Source organism: Nocardia sp. NPDC050630, from assembly GCF_044457245.1.
Lineage (GTDB): Bacteria > Actinomycetota > Actinomycetes > Mycobacteriales > Mycobacteriaceae > Nocardia.
Genome location: NZ_JBITGN010000036.1, coordinates 23,174 through 41,676, shown reverse-complemented (window position 1 = coordinate 41,676; position 18,503 = coordinate 23,174). Strand labels below are relative to the sequence as shown.

21 protein-coding genes are annotated in these 18,503 nt (G+C 67.4%); 6 read left to right on the top strand and 15 right to left on the bottom strand.

Annotation, left to right across the window (positions count from 1 at the left end; all coding sequences use genetic code 11):
- Positions 1–164: 164 nt before the first annotated feature.
- Together ACIBG0_RS40250 and ACIBG0_RS40245 are read right to left on the bottom strand one after the other, a co-directional pair.
- Positions 165–494, bottom strand: coding sequence for a hypothetical protein (locus tag ACIBG0_RS40250; RefSeq protein WP_397040565.1), 330 nt, complete (start codon positions 492–494; stop codon positions 165–167).
- Positions 491–1,558: a hypothetical protein gene (locus ACIBG0_RS40245; RefSeq protein WP_397040563.1), complete on the bottom strand. Its 1,068-nt coding sequence runs from the start codon at positions 1,556–1,558 to the stop codon at positions 491–493. Before ACIBG0_RS40245 ends, ACIBG0_RS40250 begins: the two co-directional genes overlap by 4 nt.
- Positions 1,559–1,913: 355 nt before the next feature.
- Between ACIBG0_RS40245 and ACIBG0_RS40240 the strand changes: the two genes are divergently transcribed.
- From ACIBG0_RS40240 to ACIBG0_RS40215, 6 genes are all read left to right on the top strand, one after another.
- A complete protein-coding gene (locus ACIBG0_RS40240; RefSeq protein WP_397040561.1) occupies positions 1,914–2,366 on the top strand; it encodes a hypothetical protein in 453 nt (150 codons plus the stop codon).
- 2 nt (positions 2,367–2,368) lie between these two features.
- Positions 2,369–2,686, top strand: a complete 318-nt coding sequence (locus tag ACIBG0_RS40235) for a hypothetical protein (protein WP_397040560.1) — start codon at positions 2,369–2,371, stop codon at positions 2,684–2,686.
- A gap of 68 nt (positions 2,687–2,754) precedes the next feature.
- Positions 2,755–3,099 carry a hypothetical protein gene (locus ACIBG0_RS40230; RefSeq protein ID WP_397040558.1) on the top strand — a complete coding sequence of 115 codons (345 nt, stop codon included), beginning with the start codon at positions 2,755–2,757 and terminating at the stop codon, positions 3,097–3,099.
- A gap of 14 nt (positions 3,100–3,113) precedes the next feature.
- Positions 3,114–3,446 carry a Clp protease N-terminal domain-containing protein gene (locus ACIBG0_RS40225; protein ID WP_397040557.1) on the top strand — a complete coding sequence of 111 codons (333 nt, stop codon included), beginning with the start codon at positions 3,114–3,116 and terminating at the stop codon, positions 3,444–3,446.
- 79 nt (positions 3,447–3,525) lie between these two features.
- Entirely contained in the window at positions 3,526–3,723 is a 198-nt protein-coding gene (locus tag ACIBG0_RS40220) for a hypothetical protein (RefSeq protein ID WP_397040555.1), read from the top strand.
- A 237-nt stretch (positions 3,724–3,960) separates the two neighbouring features.
- Positions 3,961–4,497, top strand: a complete 537-nt coding sequence (locus tag ACIBG0_RS40215) for a DUF2510 domain-containing protein (RefSeq protein WP_397040552.1) — start codon at positions 3,961–3,963, stop codon at positions 4,495–4,497.
- 68 nt (positions 4,498–4,565) lie between these two features.
- On the opposite strand, the gene ACIBG0_RS40210 is transcribed toward ACIBG0_RS40215, so the two are convergent.
- The 13 genes from ACIBG0_RS40210 to ACIBG0_RS40150 are packed head-to-tail and all read right to left on the bottom strand — an operon-like array spanning position 4,566 to position 18,502.
- Entirely contained in the window at positions 4,566–5,003 is a 438-nt protein-coding gene (locus ACIBG0_RS40210) for a hypothetical protein (protein ID WP_397040551.1), read from the bottom strand.
- Positions 5,000–6,454, bottom strand: coding sequence for a hypothetical protein (locus ACIBG0_RS40205; protein ID WP_397040550.1), 1,455 nt, complete (start codon positions 6,452–6,454; stop codon positions 5,000–5,002). The genes ACIBG0_RS40210 and ACIBG0_RS40205 overlap by 4 nt, the downstream gene beginning before the upstream one ends.
- Before the next feature lie 2 nt (positions 6,455–6,456).
- A complete protein-coding gene (locus ACIBG0_RS40200; RefSeq protein ID WP_397040548.1) occupies positions 6,457–6,741 on the bottom strand; it encodes a hypothetical protein in 285 nt (94 codons plus the stop codon).
- The gene (locus ACIBG0_RS40195; protein ID WP_397040547.1) at positions 6,738–7,010 is read right to left on the bottom strand and encodes a hypothetical protein; all 273 of its coding nucleotides are present in this window, start codon (positions 7,008–7,010) and stop codon (positions 6,738–6,740) included. The genes ACIBG0_RS40200 and ACIBG0_RS40195 overlap by 4 nt, the downstream gene beginning before the upstream one ends.
- Positions 7,007–8,479 carry a C39 family peptidase gene (locus ACIBG0_RS40190; RefSeq protein WP_397040545.1) on the bottom strand — a complete coding sequence of 491 codons (1,473 nt, stop codon included), beginning with the start codon at positions 8,477–8,479 and terminating at the stop codon, positions 7,007–7,009. The genes ACIBG0_RS40195 and ACIBG0_RS40190 overlap by 4 nt, the downstream gene beginning before the upstream one ends.
- Entirely contained in the window at positions 8,472–9,107 is a 636-nt protein-coding gene (locus ACIBG0_RS40185; RefSeq protein ID WP_397040544.1) for a hypothetical protein, read from the bottom strand. The genes ACIBG0_RS40190 and ACIBG0_RS40185 overlap by 8 nt, the downstream gene beginning before the upstream one ends.
- On the bottom strand, positions 9,104–10,147 hold the full coding sequence (locus tag ACIBG0_RS40180) for a hypothetical protein (protein ID WP_397040542.1): 1,044 nt from the start codon (positions 10,145–10,147) through the stop codon (positions 9,104–9,106). Before ACIBG0_RS40180 ends, ACIBG0_RS40185 begins: the two co-directional genes overlap by 4 nt.
- Positions 10,144–11,220 (bottom strand): hypothetical protein, encoded by a 1,077-nt coding sequence (locus tag ACIBG0_RS40175; RefSeq protein WP_397040540.1) that lies wholly within the window; start codon positions 11,218–11,220, stop codon positions 10,144–10,146. The genes ACIBG0_RS40180 and ACIBG0_RS40175 overlap by 4 nt, the downstream gene beginning before the upstream one ends.
- A gap of 8 nt (positions 11,221–11,228) precedes the next feature.
- Positions 11,229–12,269, bottom strand: a complete 1,041-nt coding sequence (locus ACIBG0_RS40170; RefSeq protein ID WP_397040539.1) for a hypothetical protein — start codon at positions 12,267–12,269, stop codon at positions 11,229–11,231.
- An 8-nt stretch (positions 12,270–12,277) separates the two neighbouring features.
- Positions 12,278–14,011: a phage tail protein gene (locus tag ACIBG0_RS40165; protein ID WP_397040537.1), complete on the bottom strand. Its 1,734-nt coding sequence runs from the start codon at positions 14,009–14,011 to the stop codon at positions 12,278–12,280.
- Positions 13,912–14,814: a phage tail protein gene (locus ACIBG0_RS40160; protein WP_397040536.1), complete on the bottom strand. Its 903-nt coding sequence runs from the start codon at positions 14,812–14,814 to the stop codon at positions 13,912–13,914. Before ACIBG0_RS40160 ends, ACIBG0_RS40165 begins: the two co-directional genes overlap by 100 nt.
- Positions 14,811–18,248, bottom strand: a complete 3,438-nt coding sequence (locus tag ACIBG0_RS40155; RefSeq protein WP_397040535.1) for a phage tail tape measure protein — start codon at positions 18,246–18,248, stop codon at positions 14,811–14,813. Before ACIBG0_RS40155 ends, ACIBG0_RS40160 begins: the two co-directional genes overlap by 4 nt.
- Complete coding sequence (locus ACIBG0_RS40150) at positions 18,245–18,502, bottom strand: hypothetical protein (RefSeq protein WP_397040533.1); 258 nt, start codon at positions 18,500–18,502, stop codon at positions 18,245–18,247. The genes ACIBG0_RS40155 and ACIBG0_RS40150 overlap by 4 nt, the downstream gene beginning before the upstream one ends.
- Position 18,503: the final 1 nt, after the last annotated feature.

The window sequence follows — 18,503 nt, the reverse complement described above, 5'->3', positions numbered from 1 at the left end:
TTGTGGGCGAAGGGGGACTTGAACCGCCATATCGCCCCAACTCACGGCACGCGACCTGGGGATTCATCGGGATTGATCGGGATTCACCGGGATTGGTAGAGGCGAGAATATCCCGTTTTGTGGACCGCGTCCACAGCGCTTATAGGCTTATCGAGGGGCGACGATCAGCTCTCGGCGTTACCAAACGCCAGGTCGTGCAGACGCTTCGACCCGCCCCGCGCCGTGCGGATGATGTGGGCGGCCTCGCGTCCAGTGAGCCCGAGCTGCTGCACAAGTGCGACAGGCACGACCTCAGCGTCGCCGACAAGCTCGACGAGTAGCCGATTCCGTTCCTGCTCGGCGGCGAGGATCTCATCACGCGCCCGGCGGTACCTCGTCGACCGCGCCGGAGAGCGCCCGCCCTCGGCGCGGGTCTCGGTCTCGCCGGTGGCGAGCAGCTGCGCGCGGGCCGCAGCAATCTTGGCCAGTGCTTCGGCGATCCGCTTTTCGGTCACGCACTCACGATATCGCGCGCGGCGAGGCGCTCGTCGAGGTCGCGTACGCACCGGGCATCGGACCACGGCGCGAGGTTGTGTCGGGCGTCCACGATCGCTGACGCCAGCCGCGGCGAACCGTTCTGCTCGGTCAGGTCCGCCGCCGTCGCTATCGCGTCAGCCGCCTCGTCTATGTCGGCGAGGGACACGAGCGGACGCGACAGCTCAAGCAGAGTCACTGCACGGTCGCGGACAAACGGGTCGGTCATGAGCGCGGCGGCGCGACGCGACGCATCGGCGGCCGGTGCAGCGTCACCCAGAATTGCCAGCGCTGAACCCCGGTAAGACTCCAACATCCCAGCGCCCACGAAGTAGGCGCGCGACTCGGCAGGGTTGCAGGGAGTGAGTCCATCTAGGTCTCGCTCGGCGTCGTCGAGCGCGTCTAGCACCGCGGTGCGCTGCCCGTTGAGGGCGGCGGCCTCAGCCATCCGCATGCCAACATAGGCGCGTAGTCGCCGGTCTTCGGTCTGCGCTACCCACGCCCGAGCGGCAACCGCGTGGTCGATCGCGGTGCGGCGTCGCTGCTGCCAGATCGCGAGCTGACTCAACCCGCACAGCATGTACGCGGCCAGGTCGGAATCTTCGGCGTCGTGCGCTGTTTCGCGGGCGGTCTCGTATCGCGATGCGGCGGTCGCGTAGTCGCCCGCGTCCCACGCCAGCGCGCCAGACAGGCCGGTCCATTCAGCGTGCAGACTCAGTAGGGCCGGGCGAAGGTCGGCCGAGCTGGCGCGCAGCATTGCCTCGGTGAGTTGCTGCTGAGCCGCGACAAGCCCGGCGGCGGCGGGCGAACCGAGCTGGTCGTCGAGCTGCATTGCGGCGTGCAGAGTCGAGCGGACAACCGCGACGGCCGCAGCGTCAGGTCGACCGGCACCCGACACAGCGAGGGTTACGCGGTCGCCCACGCCCGTACTTGCAGCGACGCCGACGACCGCCGCCGACATGAATAGCTCTCGACGCTTCACGTCGTTCTCCTCGCGCAGTTGCCGGAACATCTCGACAACGTGCGGATCTGCCTGCGCGAGCATCGTTCCGAGGTCGATCTGTGCCAGAGTCCCGATTGGCGCGCCACTCTCCCATCGTTTGACGGTGCGAGCGACAACGCCGATTTTGGCCGCGAACCTCGGTTGTGACAGCCCCATTGCTTTACGCAACGCGCGGCAATCTTCTCCGGTCCACCTGGCCACAACGATAGCCATCACGCCCCCTGCGTCGGAGTGGTCGAAATCCGACTGTATCTCCGATGTCCCCCTCGCGTCCCCCCTTCGACCGCCAGTGTCACCGGTGACAGCGGCACTGTCAGATGCACGCCCCGCCGCCGGGTGATCACCGCATCCTCGGCGGCGGGCGCGAATCAACCGTCTACCTGCCGGGGGTGGCCCCATGGTCGCATCGTCCGATTCAACACTGCCGCAGCGCGATCCGTTCGTCGGTCCGCGCGGTGCGTACAGCGGCGCACCGGGCGATGTGGTCGAACTGTTCGCGGACGCGGTCCGCGAGTGGGCAGATCGACCCGCACCCACGGACCCAACGGGGAAGCTCTGCCCCCGCTGCACCTATGAGGATGCCGAGCCGGATACCGGCATTTGCGGCTACTGCAAGGCCGCGATCGAGCGCTCAGGCAACGCAACGCTTGTCGCGATGCGCGACGCCAACGCGGGAACCGATCGCCCGGCGGGCTGGTTGCAGCGCGACGACGGATCATGGGCGCCTGTCGACGATCACGGGTTTGTCGGCCAGTCGTTCGCATTCGAATTGGATGACCACCACGAGATCGACGAACGCGCCGTGATCACCGTCGAGCCGGTCTCGATCGACGACACGGAGGTCGACTAGCCGTGTCGACTACTGGACTTGTATGCGCAACTGTCGCCGGGGTTTTGGTGCTGGGCGTCGTGGTCTTCTATGTGCTGCCGTACCTCGTCGACCGCCCGGTGCACGTCGACGGTGAGCGCCCCAGCACGGAAATACTCGCCCGCATAGCTCGCGACGCGTGCCACCGTGCACCGGATCGTCCGTACAGCGTCGATGAAGCGCGCCGTGTGTTCCGTGCGCGCATCAACTGCGACGCCGACTCATGCGGCGCAAAACATGAAGCGTTCTGGACCTTGATCGACGCAGGGGTGCTCCGGCCCGCTGCATATGTCGAGCGGTAGGCGCCTCGTTCGAGGCGGTTCTGATCTCTCCCGTGTGGTGCGGGAGTAGTAGGTAATGGAGGATATCCATGAGATTCAACGCGATTCGGGCAGCCCTCACGGTTGTCGCCGTGAGCGCCGCATTGCTCGGCGGGCAGACGCTCACCACCACACCGGCGCAGGCCGGACCGTGCTTGTTCGGGCACGTCGACCCGAACAACGACAACAGTGCTTGCAGGGGCAGTGACTCCGCGAACTTCCCGGAATCGGAGGCGAATCCGGACGGCAGTCCGAAGCTGGCCTGCACCCGTCTCAATGAAGGGCAGAACGTCAAGACCCACGACGCGCACGGCTGGCTGTACTGGGGCTGCAAGGCGTACAAAGACCAATGGGGCAACAAAACGTACCAATGGACCGAGTTCGTGCTCGACTGACGGAAGATAGAGCCATGGCGGATGACATCAGGCGCACACCGATGTACGACGAGCTGCTCGCCAGTGCCGAGCGGATAGCGCGCGAACGCGGAGACGATTACGTGAGCGTCGAGCATGTCGCGATCGCGATGTTCGCGGATGCGGAGTCCGTACCGGCAATCGAGTTGCGTCACCGCATGGGCGTGAACGTCGACGAGCTCGTCAGGCGGCTCGGGTGGTATCTGGACGAGCCGAAACCAGGGCCGGGCGAGTACGGGGTGCGTCGCCTCGACGGTAGCGTGAGCATTCATCCGGCCGACGATCCAAGTACAACGCTGGCACGTTGGGCGCCACCCCGGGCGTCCTGAAACGCTGAACGCGCCCCGCCCGACCGAATCCACGGAGGCGGGGCGCGTTTTCGTCGCACAGACCGGTTAGTCTGCGCTCGTGGCGATCAGTGAGGGCGACCTAGTTCATCTCGTCAAGGGTGGGGTCGACGTGTTCCGAGTGTTGGAGGTCGGCGTCGATGGCGATACCGACATGGCGCTCGTCGAAGCGGTCGGCGAACCGCGGCCCGGGATCTACCCGGTAGCGACACCCATTCGCTATCTGGTGCCCGCCGACTCGCCGACTGAGGCGGACTGAATTCCCGGATTCTGTTGCTGCTAAACATCTCCCCCTGTCAGGATGATCGGCACGCGACGACTCCTGTCGGGGGGAGCCGCCCTTCGGGCCTGTCAGGTCGCGTCCCATCCAGTTTTCAGGGGAGAAATGACGTACCAGCCTCCGGCGGAGCCTTATGGCCAACCGCCCCGCCCAATGCCGCAGGGGCCGACGCCGAAGAAACCGAGCAACCGTACGGCATGGCTTATCGGTGGCGGTGTGATCGCATTGTTCGTCGTGCTCTTGGTTATCGGGACGCTTGCCAAAAGCGACGACACCGACCAGGCCGCGCCCACACCGACCACAGCAGCAGCTACGAGCGCCATTGCGACAACGCCGAACTCAACAACCGCGCCCGCTGCACCGCCTGTGCCCACCACCGAGGCCGCGCCCGCGCCCACAGCGCCGCGCCCGGCGAGCGACTCGGATCCTCGATGCGCACCCGCCGCCGCCGGTGCTGTCGAGAAAGTGCAAGCCGGACTTACTCATTCGGGATGGCGGCTCACGAACGGCACAGTCATCGATTCGGGCGGCAAGACCTACCTCGGCGCGACGATCGTCGACGGCAGCGGCGCGACGAAAGAACGGTCGGATGTGTGGGTGATCGCGAACGGAGCGGTCTACGCCTCGACCGGTGGCGCCCGGAATAGCACGATGTTTCCGAAAGCCTCGGCAGCGCCGCTCAACGTCTCGCCCGGCGATGATGTGGTGCAGGCGGTAGACCGCTGCGTGGTGAATAAGACGCTCGGCCGCTGAGTCCAGGAACGACGAAACGCGCCCCGCCGAATCCGGCGGGGCGCGTTGCTGTTTCAGCGTGTCTGGTATCAGGTGATGCGCACATAGGTGCCAGCGCCGGTGGTGACCGATGGCTGCCCTGAATAGCCGCTCGCTAGGATCTGCACCTTGACGAGATCGCCGCTGGCGATGGTCTGCCCGGTTACGGTGCACGTGGCGGTCCCGGAGCTGGCCTGTACCGCGGTGCCGGTTCCGACGACGGTGCCGTTGACCAGTATTCGTACCTGGGTTCCGGTGCCGAACGTATAGGTGCCGCCGCTGAACGGGATGTTCGCGGTGAGCGTCGCCCCCGTTTTCGCGGCCTGGGCGACGAGGGATGTGTTCGAGTTGACCGATGATCCCGGGTAGGTGCCGGTGTCGGCGGTCCACCCGGTGATGTCGGCGAACGACGTCGTCGTCGCCTGCGCGCCGTTCTTGGTCATTCCGGATGGCCGGAAGGCTAGGCCGCCAGCCACCACGAACATCATGTAGTGACCGCCTTGATGCTCACCTGTAGGCCGTTGCCTGCCGGGCTGTCTGGCGTGACGATGTACGGGATCAGTCGGTCGCCCGCCGCGACCGACCACGGTCCGCCTGCGGTGACCGTCGTGTCCGCGGCGTGGTTGGCCGCTGCGATCGTCGACGCGGCAGGCATTCCCGTGTTGCTGCCGTTGCGGCGCAGCTCGACCACGAGATTGCCGGTGCCCGCGGTCTCGCCGCGGAACGTGACCGATTGGATGCTGATATCGCGCTCGATCCGGACGCCTTCGGGAATCACATTGCCTGCGCCCGCCGCACGCGTACTGGCGTGGCTCTTGATCGTGAAGTCGTAGACCTGACCGGCAGCGGTCGGCGTGCGGGCATTGGTGAGTCGAGCATCGTTGCCTTCGCAGGCGGTACCTGCGGTTGTACCGATGGCCAGGCTCGACGTGCCTGCACCGATCGCTGTGCGGGCGGCGGCGGCCGAGGCGGCGGTGAGCACAGCGCGCCCGGTCGTGGTCGAGTCCGTGATATCGGCGGCGACGTGCGTATGCCCGACGTCGGACTTGCCCGACCATCCGGTCACCGTCGGGTGATCCGCTGTGCCGCCGAGTTCGCCTGGTGTACTGCCGGGAAGTTTGATGATGCCTTTGACGCTGGAGGTGGCATCAGGTGCTGCCGGTCCGGCCGGTCCGGGTGGTAGCACGAGGTCGAGGGTCCAGTCGGGTGGGCCGCCGTGGACTGTGGCGGCGGCGGGCCCTTCGCTCACGGCGCCGATCGCGAGTGTGAACGAGTCGACGGCGTCCTGTGCTGCGGTCGCGGCGGCGGTCGCGCTGCTCGCGCTGGCGGCGGCGGCCGAGGCCGCGGCCGACGCTGCGCCGATGGCGGGCACGGTCACCGGGTCCATGTCCTCACCGTTGTCGAGCTCGAATACGAGCGCGTCGCCGACCAGGTGCACGCCGACCACACTCAGGCCCCGCACGACAGCTTCGCCGTTGGACGCGGGGACCGGCGAGACGAGGGTCAAGTCGACCAGGCCGACCGCGTCGATATCCGGGTGATCTGGATCCGGGCCGGGCGTGTAGGGCGGGACCATGAACGCGTACGAGTCCATCGGTACTCGGTTGCCCTCATAGGTCAGGTCGAACGAGACACGCCAAGTCCAGCCGGTCGGATTGGTATCGCCGTTTGGCGCGACGAGCCGGATACCGCGCTGACCGCGCCAGGTCAGGTATCCGAATTCGTCAAGGCTCGCGACGTAGTAGTCGGGCAGCTGCACGTAGGTCGCCGGATCGGGCTCAGCGGCGGCGACGAGTACCTTGGGCGCGCCGGCAGTGAACGTCACCGTGCCCGCGAGTGGCAGGAACTCGGGCAAGTCGCCGATGTCGGGGCCGTCCGCGATGTTCGCCAGGAAACGGCCGACGACCCGGCCGTATTCGAGCGGTGCGAGCTCGGCCATGGTCAGACTTCCTCTCGCAGTCGCTCGGGAATCTCGGGTCCGGCTGGCGCGTCGGTGCCGAGTTGGTGCGCGAGTCCGAGGTCGCGGATGTGGGCGAGCAGTATGCGGATGAATCGAACAGCCTCGCGGAACAGGCTTTTCGACTTGGCGAGCTCAGCCTCAAGGTGCCCCACGCGGGCCTCAAGCTCGGCGGTGCGCTTAGCCTGGCGGGCGCTCAAGTACCCGAATATCGCCGTCAGAACGCCGACGGTGCCGCCGAACAGGGCCGTGATTTGTTCGGGGCTCATAAGTCGCCGCCTGCTCGCGGCTCGGCTGCCAGCCAGGGTGCCCATATGGCGAGGGCGGCGTTTACCGCGGGCACAGACATGACTCGCGTGATGGTCGCTGAGATCGCCAGCGCCGCACCGATTCCCGCCGCGGTGGCGGGCAGGCCGCTCGTGGCGACGATCATCGGTAGCGCGGCGGCCAAGCCGACGACGAGCTGAAACACGGTGCGGACCACGGCCCGCCACGGGTAACGCACCTGCGAGGCGTCGGCCTCATGGCTGGCCGTCACTGGCCGACCCGAATCGCGGTGGCGATCTTCGCAGGCAGATCGGCGAGCGCCTGCTCGATCCTGCCGAGCGCGGCGGGCACGTCGATGCTCGCCTCGTGCACACGACCGTCGACATTCAGGGCGATACCCGCGAGGGTGTCGACCGGGTCATCGTTGAGACGATGCGCCGACCGCGAGGGGTACTGCTGCGTCAGCTCGCGGTGCACCTCGACGAGCATCCGTTCCTGTTCGGGCGTCATGTCGATATCTCCTCCGGTGAGTAGGTTCCTGAGTTGGTCGGGGGTGCCCTGGAAGGCATCCACGTCGATCGAGCGACCAGCCACCAGGCCGCGCTCGGAAAACTGGAAGATGGCGACTGGCACGCCGCCATACGGCGCCCATCCGATGTCGTCGTGCCCGGGATAGATCGCCGAGGCGTACCCGGCGCGGCCGGGTTGGGGCCCGTAGTGCGAACTCATCAACGGCGGCAGGCCGGACAGATCGGGGCGGCCGATCTGGTCCCAGTACCAGCGCGGTAAGTAGGTCAGGCCGATATGAATCCCGCGGCGTTCGATCGCCTCGTGCAGGGCGCGCAGCACATCAACACCGCCCGAGTTGGCCTCGTGGTCGAGCATTCCAACGATGCCCGGGTCGCCGAGGTGCTCGACGAACAGCTCGGCCTGGCCCTCGATATCGCAGTCGGCGCGAACGTAGTGGTAGCCGACGAGGATCTTGCCCGCGGCCAGAGTCTCGTCGCGGAACCGCGGCCATTCAGGATCCCTGAAATAGTCGCCCTCGCTTACCTTGGCGATGACGAACTCGAATCCCTCGGCGGCCACTGCTGACAAGTCCAGCCCGCCTTGGTGATTGGAGATATCGACCCCGAATGTCAATGCCGCAGGCATGGGTTCGGCCGGGTGTTCGGGTTTGGTCGGCCGGTCGGCGGGCGATGGGGCCGCTGTGTAGCCCTTCGGTGGAATGAGACTGGCGAGCTGCTCGAAAGCCATCCAGTATCCGAACGGCCGGAAACCGCTGTCGGCCACCCATACCGCACGCTCAGGCCCGTCGTCGTAGCCCATGAGCGCGATGTAGTGGTAGACGACTCCACCTGCGTACGCCGGTGACTGTGAACCCTTCACCCCGCGCGGGTAGTTGCTCGGCGGCGCAACGATGTTCGCGACCACGCCGTACCCGGCGTCGATCGAGGCAGCGATGTCGGACCACAGCAACTCCACCTGCGCCGGGGTCGGCGGATCATTCGGCATGGTCCGCACGATGTACGCCCCGTCGCAGAACGCATTCAGCACCGGAGCGATCAGCCCGACGTAATCGGTCCCGTTCTCGGTGGTGCCGATGGTGTTTGCCATGTCCTGTTCGGAGACATGGATTCCGCGGCCGCTGAGCACGACCTGAGTCGACGCGGGCCCGCACCAGTAGTACGTCTCCTGCGGCACGATGCCACGGTCGTAGGGCAGTACTTTCTCAGCCATTGCCTGTTGCCTCCTCGATCTTGGCGCGGATGCGCTCGACGAGTCCGGCGAGCGCTTCTGATTTGGTCGCCGCCTGGTAGCCGAGGCCGCGCGGGTGTTCTGCTTTCCAGCCGCCGTCCGGAAGCTGCGTGGTTTTCACCTCGTCGACGTCCCAGAACTTCTCGGGATCGGGCATAGGCCATTCGCCGGTATCGGGGTCGGGCCGGATATGCAGGCCGAGGTCGTGGGGCCCGGGCAGGCCGCCTGGTGTTGGGGCCCACCGGATCCGCTCGTGTGCGAGGTCTCGCCGCCAGCCGCGCTCGACGAGGTATGCGGCGACGCGGGCCGAGCTGGGCAGCGTGAACACGGTGGCGTCGGCGAGCTTTCGGCCGGCACTGTTGCGCCACTCGGGCAAGTGCAGCACTGCCAGGTCCGAGAGCAGGTCGGCGACGGCGGGGTCGAGCGGCTCGACCTTGCCGGGGTCGGGCAGCTTGCCGTCGAAAGCCATCTTGGCGAATTCGCGGTACTTCGCGGTGATTCGTTCCTGTTCGGTCGCACGCTGCTGTTCGGCCTCTGCGCGCTGCTGTTCCTTGCGGCCCGCTTCGGTGACTACGGTGCGCAGCACCTCGGGCTCGGGCGTATCGGTCACGGCTGCTCCATCAGTGGTTGTGCGGCGACGACGAGCTGCGCGCCGGTGGTGACGATCGAGTAATTGCGGTCGCCGATCTTTCGGGCGATCACGTAGACCACGGCGGTCTCGGACGGGCCGACGATGCCGAGGTCGCTGTCGGGTGTGACGGCGTGCTGCCATCGCGGGTACAGCTGCACCTCGAACCGGTTAGCGACGCCGGTGGCGTAGCCGTAGCCGATGATTTCGCCCTCGGGTGAGCCGAGACGGATCTCGATCTCGACGTGCGTGTCATTGAACGCGGACACATGGACCTGCACGGTGATGTTCCCGGAGAGGACAATCGGCCGCCAGGCGATCGGCTGCGCCGGAATCGTCATGGTCGCAATGGTTTTCGTCGTAGCCGAAATGTTCGAGCCGCCGACGAACTGCGACGAGGCGACCGCCCACGGTCCGCCGAGGCGAGGCGCCGGGATCGGCCGCCATTCCCCGGGTGTGGCCGCCCACGCCAGCACCGACCCTTGCCGGGCTGCGGCAAGGTCGCCGACATCAGCGGCGTCGGAGATCTTGCCCGCCTCGCCAGGGTCGCCGGTCGCGCCGGTCGCGCCGCGCGGCATGGTGACCTCCAGAGCCTGCGATGGCGCGGTTCCGGTGAGCGCTGCGGCCGCCGATGAGCCGACAGCACCGGCCACTGCCGAGCCGGTCGGTGCGGCCGGTGCGCCTTGCGGGCCGGGAGTCTGGAATGCCGCGCCGAACGCGATCATGTCCATGCCGGTCCAGAAGTAGATGGCGTTCGCGCTCACGACGCGCCAGGCTTTGCGGGCGTCGGCGGTGGTGAGGTTGAGCGCAGTCAGCGCCGCCGGGGTCGCGATATCGCCCTGCCACAGCCACGGCCATGCTGGCGCGCCTTGTGGGCCGGGGCCGCCTGGTGGTCCCTCGCGCAGCTCGACGAGCACCTCGCGGTCGACGAGCTCGAGCGGATGGACGGTGTAGGGCAGGCCGACCGGGTCGTCGACTCCGCGCATCCTGATCGAGACGGTCTCGTCGTAAACCTCGGTCATGGCGCTCCTGTCACAGGCACGGCCCACGCGGCGACATGCGCGCCGGTCCGCGTGTAGGCGAAATTCGCGGTGCCGAGGTTGCGGCGAATCACGATGTGCAGCGTGGTCGCGACACCGGCGGCGATCACGCCAACCGATGAGGCGGGCGTCATCGCCGCTGTTTGAAACTGGGGCTGCATCCGAGCGAATGCATCGAGCGCAAACGGGATGCCGACGCCGAGGGCGACGATTTGGCCGCTCGCTGAGCCGATGCACGCCTCGATATCGACACGCGATGTGTGGTCGGTGGCGGCCGTCCGGACGACGGCACCGCCAGTGACGAACGGGCGCCAAGCGGTGTCTTGGGCCGGGATGGCGAGTTGGGCGATCGTGTAGGGCGAAGTCGACAGGCCGGACGCCGAGGCCACGAAACCGGCCGCGCCGTTCCATGCCTCGCCCTCGGTGATCGTCCACGGCCCGCGCCATCCGGGGTATGGCGTCGGTGTCCATTTCGACGTTGCCGCCGACCACAGCGGCACCATGCCGTCGGTTCGGGTCACCGTGCCGTCGAAATCCGAGGCGCCGGTGATCGGGCCGGGGGGGCCGTCTGGGCCCTGCACACCCTGAACACCGCGCGGAACCGTGAGATTCAGCGCCTGCGCGGGCGGGGTGCCGGTGATGCTGGCGACGAGGTCGGACCCTGCCGCGCCCGTGGTGACGGTGCCGATCGACAGCGAGTTCGGTACACCCTGCGGGCCGGTGCCGCCGAATGCGTCGGGGAAGATCTCGAATATCCGGCCGTCCCAATACATGAGCGCGTTGGTCGAGAGCACCCGCCACGCCTTGCCCGCTTGGGCGGGGCCGAGGTTTGCTGAGAGCGCGGTCAAGGCAGCGGCATCGGCGACGTCGCCTTCCCAGCGAAACGGGATCGCGGCCAGGCCGGTCACCCCATCGGCGCCGACCGAGCCGATCGGTAGCTCGAGCGCGCCATCGGCCGGGGTGACGTGTAGCGACTGGACGACACCCTCGTCTCCGATACCCTCGTCGATGCCGCGAATAAGGGCGGCCGCGAAATATTCGCCGACAGTGGTCACGGTGCCTCCTAGACGGGTTGCGCCCACACGGTCAAAGAGCCGCGCGCGTTGTCGTATCCGATGTCGGCGCCGGTGCCGACGCGCTCGACGGTGAGCAGCAGCGTGGCGGGGACGCCTGCGGGGACGGTGGCGTATGTCGAGCTCGGCGACAGTGGTTTGGTGCCCTCATCGCCGAAGGTCGGGTTGAACGGGATCATGAGGTATTGGCTGGTGGCTGCGCGCAGGCCTGCACCGCTGGCGACCATCACGCCGGTCGCTGAGCCGAGGCGGACACGCACCTCGGCTGTGGCCCCGGTCCCGGTCTCGCAGTACGTGTACAGATTCCCGAAGCACATCGGCCGCCAGCGAAACGGCAGCGCGGGCACGGCCGCGGTGAGCGCGATGAGCTGGTCGACGTCGGCCAGCTGGTCGGCGGCGATGTCGGCATCCCACCACGACCACGGCCCGAAACCGTTGGGCGGCGCGGTCGTCGACCAGCGGCGGCCGCCGAGGTTGAGTGCGAACATGCTGCGTTGGGTCGGGCCCGTTGTGTTGTCGTAGTCCTCGGCGGTGGCGATCGAGCCGGACGCGCCCGGCGGTCCGGCCAGTCCGGCGACACCGGCGGGGGCGGTCGCGGCGATCGCGAGCGCGGCACCCTCGGCCGAGATCCGCAGCGCGGGCGTGGTCAGTGCCGGGTCGTGCGTGGTGGTGACCGTGGCGATGGTGGCGGCCGGGGCGACGGGGCCCTGTGCGCCGACAGCGCCGGGCGAGTGCACCCAGGCCGCGCCGGTCCACACGTCCATGCCGTTGTCGTCGAGCCGATGCCACCAGCGGCCGCGGTCGTCCGGGCCGAGTCCGGTCGGGCGCGCCGCCGCGTTGGCGATCGTGCCCGCCTTGACGAACGTCGACCGCGGGCGGCCGCGGGGTCCCTGCGGGCCGGTTTGTCCAGGTGGCAGCGGCAGCGCAGCCGCCTCGCTATCCGGTGTCACAGTCGCCATAAGGATCGGCAGGCCGTCGAGGTCGACGTCCCGCGTCGCGGTCAGCCGCGCCGGAAAAACGATGTCGGACAACGAACCTCCTAGAAAATGAGCAGATCGAGGTCGGCGCCGACGTCCGTGCTGATCGTCTTGACGATCGTCGCCAGGCTGCCGAGGCGCTCCCATCCCTTGACGACGGTGTCTTCCTCATCAGCGCCGTCGCCGATCTTGAGCTCCCAGCGGCCGCCGCCGGTGCGGTCGTCGGTGTAGGTCATCTCGGTCACGTAATCGGTGAAAACCTGCTGCCCGACCTCGAAACCGATCTGATGCCCGATGTCGTAGTCCTTACCCGGCAGGTATGGCGCGCCATCTGCCACGGTGACCGACTTCGCGGTGTAGCCGCGGGTCGTGTGCAGCGCCTGCCGACCCGCCATCAGGCCGTCGAGGGTGAATGCCTTCTGCGAATTCGTCGCAACGAATTCCTTTGGCGCGAACGGCCCGGCGCGCTGCGTGCGGCCGACGTCCTCGTACTGCATCCATGCGAGAAAAACATCGTCGAGCTGCCCCTGATACAGCGAGTCGAGGCCGGGAATACCGATCAACAGGCCGATCCAGCTGAGCAGATTTTTCATGGCGATCTCGATGCCGGCATTGACCCAGCCCGGCGACTTGCCGCCCACGATGACGTGGGTCGCGGTGGGCTTGTGGATCGAGACCTGAGACTCGCCGAGCCCGCTGTATTCGCCTTCGCGGTACCACACCCACGGCAGGCCGCGCGCGGTGCCGAGTGGGCCGTAATTGGCGTACACCGCTTCGTATTCGGTCTGCGCGTCGAAGTTGGGATACCGCACCGGCGAGGTGTCGTCGATGAAGTCCTCGAACCAGGACAGAAGGCCGTCGAGGAGGGTGCCGGTCGGTCCGACCGAGGCCGAGTGATCGCGGGTGCGTAATACGACCGTGTTCCGATCGAGCCAGAACCACTCGGGCGCGGGCTGCTCGTCGCCCTTGTCGGGCAGGTAGAACGAGGCCTCGACGATCACGCCGGAGTCGTCGAGCATCGGCTCGAAAAACACGTCGGCCATGTCGAACCGGGCGCTACCGGCCGCCCACTTGCTCGTGTTGGTCAGGATGTCGACCGGCACGATCGCGATCGGCCATAGGCCGTCGCCGCCGCCGACCACCCAATCAGGCGCGTCGGCCCACTTCGCTGGCATGGCCGTCGACTGCTGGCGAAGGATGTTGCACGACATATAGATGCCGAACAGGACCTCGACGGGCCCGACCAGAATCATATGACGCGGCCACTGTGCCAAAATCGGCGCGAATGGTGAGGCCCAAAGTGCCGTTGTCGCAACGTGATTCCAACAGTGGATAGCCTCGATATCGACCGATTCCGTGCCGTCGGCGGCCCGCAGCAGCGAGGCCTTGGTGATGTACCCGTCCCATCTGTACGCCTTGGTTTCAACCGTGATCGGGATGGTCGCGTCTTCGCCGTCGGGGTTGTTGAAGATGTGGTCGAAGTGCACCATGTCGCGCGGGCACGCCATCTTCAATCCGCCTGCGCGGTTCTTCGGTTTGGAGAACTGGAGATCGAGGTACCGGCCCTCTTCGCCGACCTCGTCGAGCCACTTGTCGTAGTAGGTGACGATCGACGATTGGTCGGTGCGCCACTCGTCGTCTGCTCGCTCGAGGGCGTCCATTCGCCGCACTTCGGCGGCCGCATTCCACGCGGCCATCAGTACGGCCTCGACGAGCGCGGCGTCACGGTGACCGTGATGCTCGATTCCGTTGTGCCGCCATCGCTCACAGCGACCGGTATCGACACGCTCGACCACGGCGAGATCTGAGCGAACCAGCGCCGCCCGGCCAGCTGCGCCCACACATTGCGCCCCGAGGGCGCGGCATCGGAGTAGACGCGGGCCGTGCGGTAGCGCGGGTGCGGGTTGATTCGCAGCGTTTCGCCAGCCGCGATCACCGGGGTCTGCACGAGGCGGGACACGTCGCCGTCGACCGGGTCGCCGATATGCCAGCGGCCGGGGCCGTTCATCGTGTACCGAGGCCAGGCCGCTTGGTCGGCAGCGTTGCGCGCGTGGACGATTCCCTCGTTCAGCCCGTCGACATTCGTCCACGTACTCGGCTCGTCGAACGAGCGCATCGCCGGGTCGGCGGCGAGCGCCGACATCTGGAGTACTTCGTGGTAGTTCTGCTGCGGGTCGATGCCGGTGAGCGGCACCACGGGCCCGTCACGCTGGACGCGCTGAAATCGCCAGCCTTGATGCCGGGTGAACCATGCCAGGGTGCCCGGCCGGTCCGTCGACCAGTCGCGCAGCCAGGCGTCGTGCACGGCATGAAAATGCCTCGCCGACTGAAAGATCAGCGGGATTGTGTCGCCGCCGACCGACACGTTGAAATCGATCTCTTTCTTGCTGCGCACCGACCGTAAGACGGTCACGCCGTCCTGGCGGGCGCCCTCGGAGAGCAGTAACGACACCGGGGTGTCGAAGTGTCCGCCCATACTGTCGCCGAGCACCACGCCCTCGGCGCCCGCGCCGACCCCGGCGAGGTGCCAGGGCCGACCCTCGGGCGAGATGTAGACGAGCTTGGTCGCCTCGATGGCGAGCAGGGGGTGAAGCCTCATCGCGAGATACCCCCTCCCCGCTGTAGCGCCAGCGTTCGGCGGCGCAGAACGCGATCGACCGCGGCGGCCGCGCCCATCGGGTCAGTGCCCGAAATGTTGAACGTCGGCGCGGCATCAGCGGCGCCGGTGGCGCCCATGCCGAGCAGGGACAGGCCAGAGTCGAGCATCTCTTTCCAGTTGGACTCGAAATAGCTCGCGGCGTCCTTCTGCGTGGCCTCCCACTTCTCGGCGCCCTTGGTCTGCAAGTACTCCCACGGGTTGTCCTGCTGGTACCAGGGCGCGTCACCGTCGAACAGCTTCCCCGTCAAGGGTGCGCCCTGTAGCGGGTGTGCCTTCGGGGTCGAGGTCCCGGTGCCCGAGGTGTCCGCGCTGGTCCCTGCGCTGGCGGTGCTGTCGTCGGTGCCAGCACCCGAGGTGTCCGTGCCGCTGCCGGTGGTGGCGGCCGCCGCATTGCCGAACGTGCTCGGCCAGTTGTCGACCCACACCGGTGTGGCATCGCCCGCGGGCCGAGTGCCCGAGCCGCTGGCGGTGCCCGAGCCGCCGCTCGTGCCACTGCCCCCCGAGGTTCCGCCGCCGCCGCTGGTGCCGCTGCCGGGTAGCGATCCGCCGCCCGCGCCGGGCTCGCCCGATGGCGCGGCCGGTGCGCCCGTCATCGCCCAGTGCACGTGGTCGGCGTGGTCGCCCATCGTGTCAGCGCCGTAGAACGACATGCCGTTGCCGACGTCCTTGCCGTTCTTGATGTTGTGGGCGAATCCTTCCGAGTGGATCAGCTCGAGAGACTCGGGGTAATGCTGGGCGATCCATGCGGCCATGCCGACCATGTCGGGTCCGGCGATATCGATCGCCTTGGACTGCATGTGGTAGTCGTAGCCGCTGCCGACGTCGGCGTACCGGGTGGCGCTGGTGAGCACCGCGTCGGGGTACGCACTCGACAGCGCTTGCCACATGCCGCGCTGGGTATCGGAGATGTCGCCCTCGGACACGCGCACTGTGCCGCCCGCGTATCCGGGCAGCATCGCGCGCAGCAGATCGACCGGCGGCACCCATCCCGCGTTCAGCGCGGCGACCAGGTCGGCGCCGCCGCGAGCCATTGCCGATTCCTTGACCACGCCCTCGCCGGTCGAGACGCGGGCAGTCGGGATGCCGTTCGCGTCGAGGCCGAAGATGGAATCGCTCGTGCCGGTGCCAGGCCCCCACAGCAGCCCGGCCGCCGTGCGCCCGGCGATACCGCCACCGGCGAGCAGGGGAAGATCCGGGGTGTCGATAGTGAATGAAATGTGTTTGTCGATAACCGGAATGGTGAAATCGAAAGTCAACCGGAAGTTATTCCACATGCCGATAAGGGAATTCAGCGCGGTTTTGAATCCCGTTGTTAGACCCGTCCACAGGCCAGACAGTGTGTCGGTCACTTTGCCCGGAAGATCGCCGAGCCACCCTATGAGGTCGGTAAATTTGGTGACGATGAAGTCTTTTGCCTCACCGGCTTTTTCGCCGATCGAGGTAAATGCCTCCCACGCCGCGGTCGCGTTGCCGAGCCACCAATTGATGAAAGGTTCGAGGGCGTTGTGCCACAGCCACAGTCCGGCATTAGCGACGGCGTCGAGTGCGCCCTTGACGATATCCCGGAAAGTCTCGGATTTCTGATAGGCCAGCACCACACCGGCGACGAGCGCAGCGATAGCGACGACCACCAGGCCAATAGGGTTGGCGGTCAGGGCCGCATTCAGAATCCATTGCACCGCCGACCACGCCATCGTTGCGCCGCGAATGACGCCGGTCGCGATGGTGTATGCGCCGAGGGCGAGACTGTTGCCCGCGAGCGCGGCGGTACCGGCACCAGTCGAGGCAGCCATGACGCCTTGCGCGACGGCGTATCCGGTGGCAGCGATCTTGGCGGTAACGAGTGCAGCGCCGAGGGTTGCGAGCGCGATACCGAGACCAACAGCGACGCCGCGGTTCTGGTCGAGCCACGACGCGGCCGAGGTGAGGGCGGTGAGTAGACCGTCCTGGATTTCACGCTTGAGCTTCTCGATCGATGTGGCGGTGTTGTCGCCGACCGTCTTGCCCATCTCGTCGGCCGAGCCCGCGAATCCGTCCATCGACTCGCCAGCGCCGCTGAGCGCCGACAGGAACGCCGGAATCTGGTCGACCGACAGATCCTCGAGCGGGGTGCCGAACAGTGCGATCGAAGTATTCGCGCGCTCGGCCGGATCCTCGATCTCAAGTAGGCCCGCCGCGACTTTCTGCAGTGCATCTTGTGCGCCCGCACCGCCCTCGGCGACGGCGCGCGACATCTCTTCGGCGTCGAGCCCGATCGCCTTGTATGCATCCTGCGAGGACTGCGACATGTCCGAGCCGAGAATGGTGAATTCCTTGAGCGCATCGCCCGTCTTGTCGAGCACGAATTTGCCCTGCAGGGCAGCGTCGGTGAGCAGGCCGAAAGCCGTCCGCCCATCGAATCCGAGTGCGCGGAAATTGGTTCCGTACTCGTTGAGAATCTCGGGCAGCTCGTCGCGCATCGCCGCGGGGACCCGCTGGAACGACGTCGTCAGCAGGTCGAACGCTTCGGTGCCGTCCTTGGCGAGCCCGTTCGTGATGAGCTGCGAGGCGGTCTGTACTGCCTCGGGCACCTCGAGCCCGAACACGGTTTGAAAGTTCAGCGCCTTCTCGGTGAGCCCCGACAGGCTGTTCTCGCCAGCGGCGGTGAACCCGTCGAACGCCGAGGCGACGGAACCGACCGCGCTGGTTACGTCGCCGAAGCTTTCGCCGAGCCCCTGCTTGTACAAATCTCCCGCGGTCTTGCCGAACGCGGCGGCCTGCTCGGGGCTCGATCCGAGCTGTGCGGCGAGCAAGTCGACCGAGGTCTCGCGAGACATCGCCTCCATGGCGGTATCCATCGCCGTGCCGATACCAGCGGCGGCGATAGCGGCGGCGGCCATCTGCTTCGCGGCCGGGCCGAGCCGTTCGGTAACCGAGTGGAGCGCTCGCGAGAAACGACCGCCGGACTCGGTCGACTCGTCGGTCGAGTTCGCGAGCGTTTCGTGTGCGGCGGCGAGCTGGTCGACGGCGCGCTGCGTCGCGCGCGCGGTGCGTTCCTCGGCGCGCTGCGCGGTGGCGAGCGCCTCCTCGGCGCGCGCGAGCTGCGTGGCCGTGGCGCGGCCGGACTCGCGGAGCTCTCTCAGCTTCTCCTCGGCGACCCTCGTCTTGCCTGCGGAGTCGGCTTCCTTCTCGCGGGCCGTCTTGAGAGCCTCGGCGGCCCGCTCGACCCCGGCCTGCGCGGCCGCGATGCCCGAGACGATTGCGTTGCCTGTGGCCTGCCCGGCCGATCGGCCAGCCGCGATGAGCGGCTGCGCGATCTGCCCCTCGATCCCGGCTTGTATGCCCTGCACGCTGGGGATGATTTGCAGCGCGGCATAGCCGATCGGTTCGCTCATAGGGCCTCCTGTCCTTGCTCGGGCACGCCGCGCGCGCGGTCGCGGGCACGCTTCTCGGCGATGCGCCGGAGCCGTAGCGCCTCGCGGCGCGAATCAGCAGATTTCGCACGCGGTTTCGGTCGCGCGGGGTGAGGCTTGCCTGTCCATGCCTGGAACACATCCGCGAGTAGGTAGGCCTCGTCGGACCAGCGCGGGTGGCCGTCGTGCACGAGCATTACGAGCTCGGCGTCGTTGGGTAGCTTCTGAATTCGCACC

Excerpts from the sequence above, each read along its gene's own strand:
- ACIBG0_RS40245 (WP_397040563.1), bottom strand. The coding sequence starts at position 1,558 with ATGCTCGCGCAGGCAGATCCGCACGTTGTCGAGATGTTCCGGCAACTG.
- ACIBG0_RS40240 (WP_397040561.1), top strand. The coding sequence starts at position 1,914 with ATGGTCGCATCGTCCGATTCAACACTGCCGCAGCGCGATCCGTTCGTC.
- ACIBG0_RS40230 (WP_397040558.1), top strand. The coding sequence starts at position 2,755 with ATGAGATTCAACGCGATTCGGGCAGCCCTCACGGTTGTCGCCGTGAGC.
- ACIBG0_RS40225 (WP_397040557.1), top strand. The coding sequence starts at position 3,114 with ATGGCGGATGACATCAGGCGCACACCGATGTACGACGAGCTGCTCGCC.
- ACIBG0_RS40210 (WP_397040551.1), bottom strand. The coding sequence starts at position 5,003 with ATGATGTTCGTGGTGGCTGGCGGCCTAGCCTTCCGGCCATCCGGAATG.
- ACIBG0_RS40205 (WP_397040550.1), bottom strand. The coding sequence starts at position 6,454 with ATGGCCGAGCTCGCACCGCTCGAATACGGCCGGGTCGTCGGCCGTTTC.
- ACIBG0_RS40200 (WP_397040548.1), bottom strand. The coding sequence starts at position 6,741 with ATGAGCCCCGAACAAATCACGGCCCTGTTCGGCGGCACCGTCGGCGTT.
- ACIBG0_RS40190 (WP_397040545.1), bottom strand. The coding sequence starts at position 8,479 with ATGGCTGAGAAAGTACTGCCCTACGACCGTGGCATCGTGCCGCAGGAG.
- ACIBG0_RS40180 (WP_397040542.1), bottom strand. The coding sequence starts at position 10,147 with ATGACCGAGGTTTACGACGAGACCGTCTCGATCAGGATGCGCGGAGTC.
- ACIBG0_RS40160 (WP_397040536.1), bottom strand. The coding sequence starts at position 14,814 with ATGAGGCTTCACCCCCTGCTCGCCATCGAGGCGACCAAGCTCGTCTAC.
- ACIBG0_RS40155 (WP_397040535.1), bottom strand. The coding sequence starts at position 18,248 with ATGAGCGAACCGATCGGCTATGCCGCGCTGCAAATCATCCCCAGCGTG.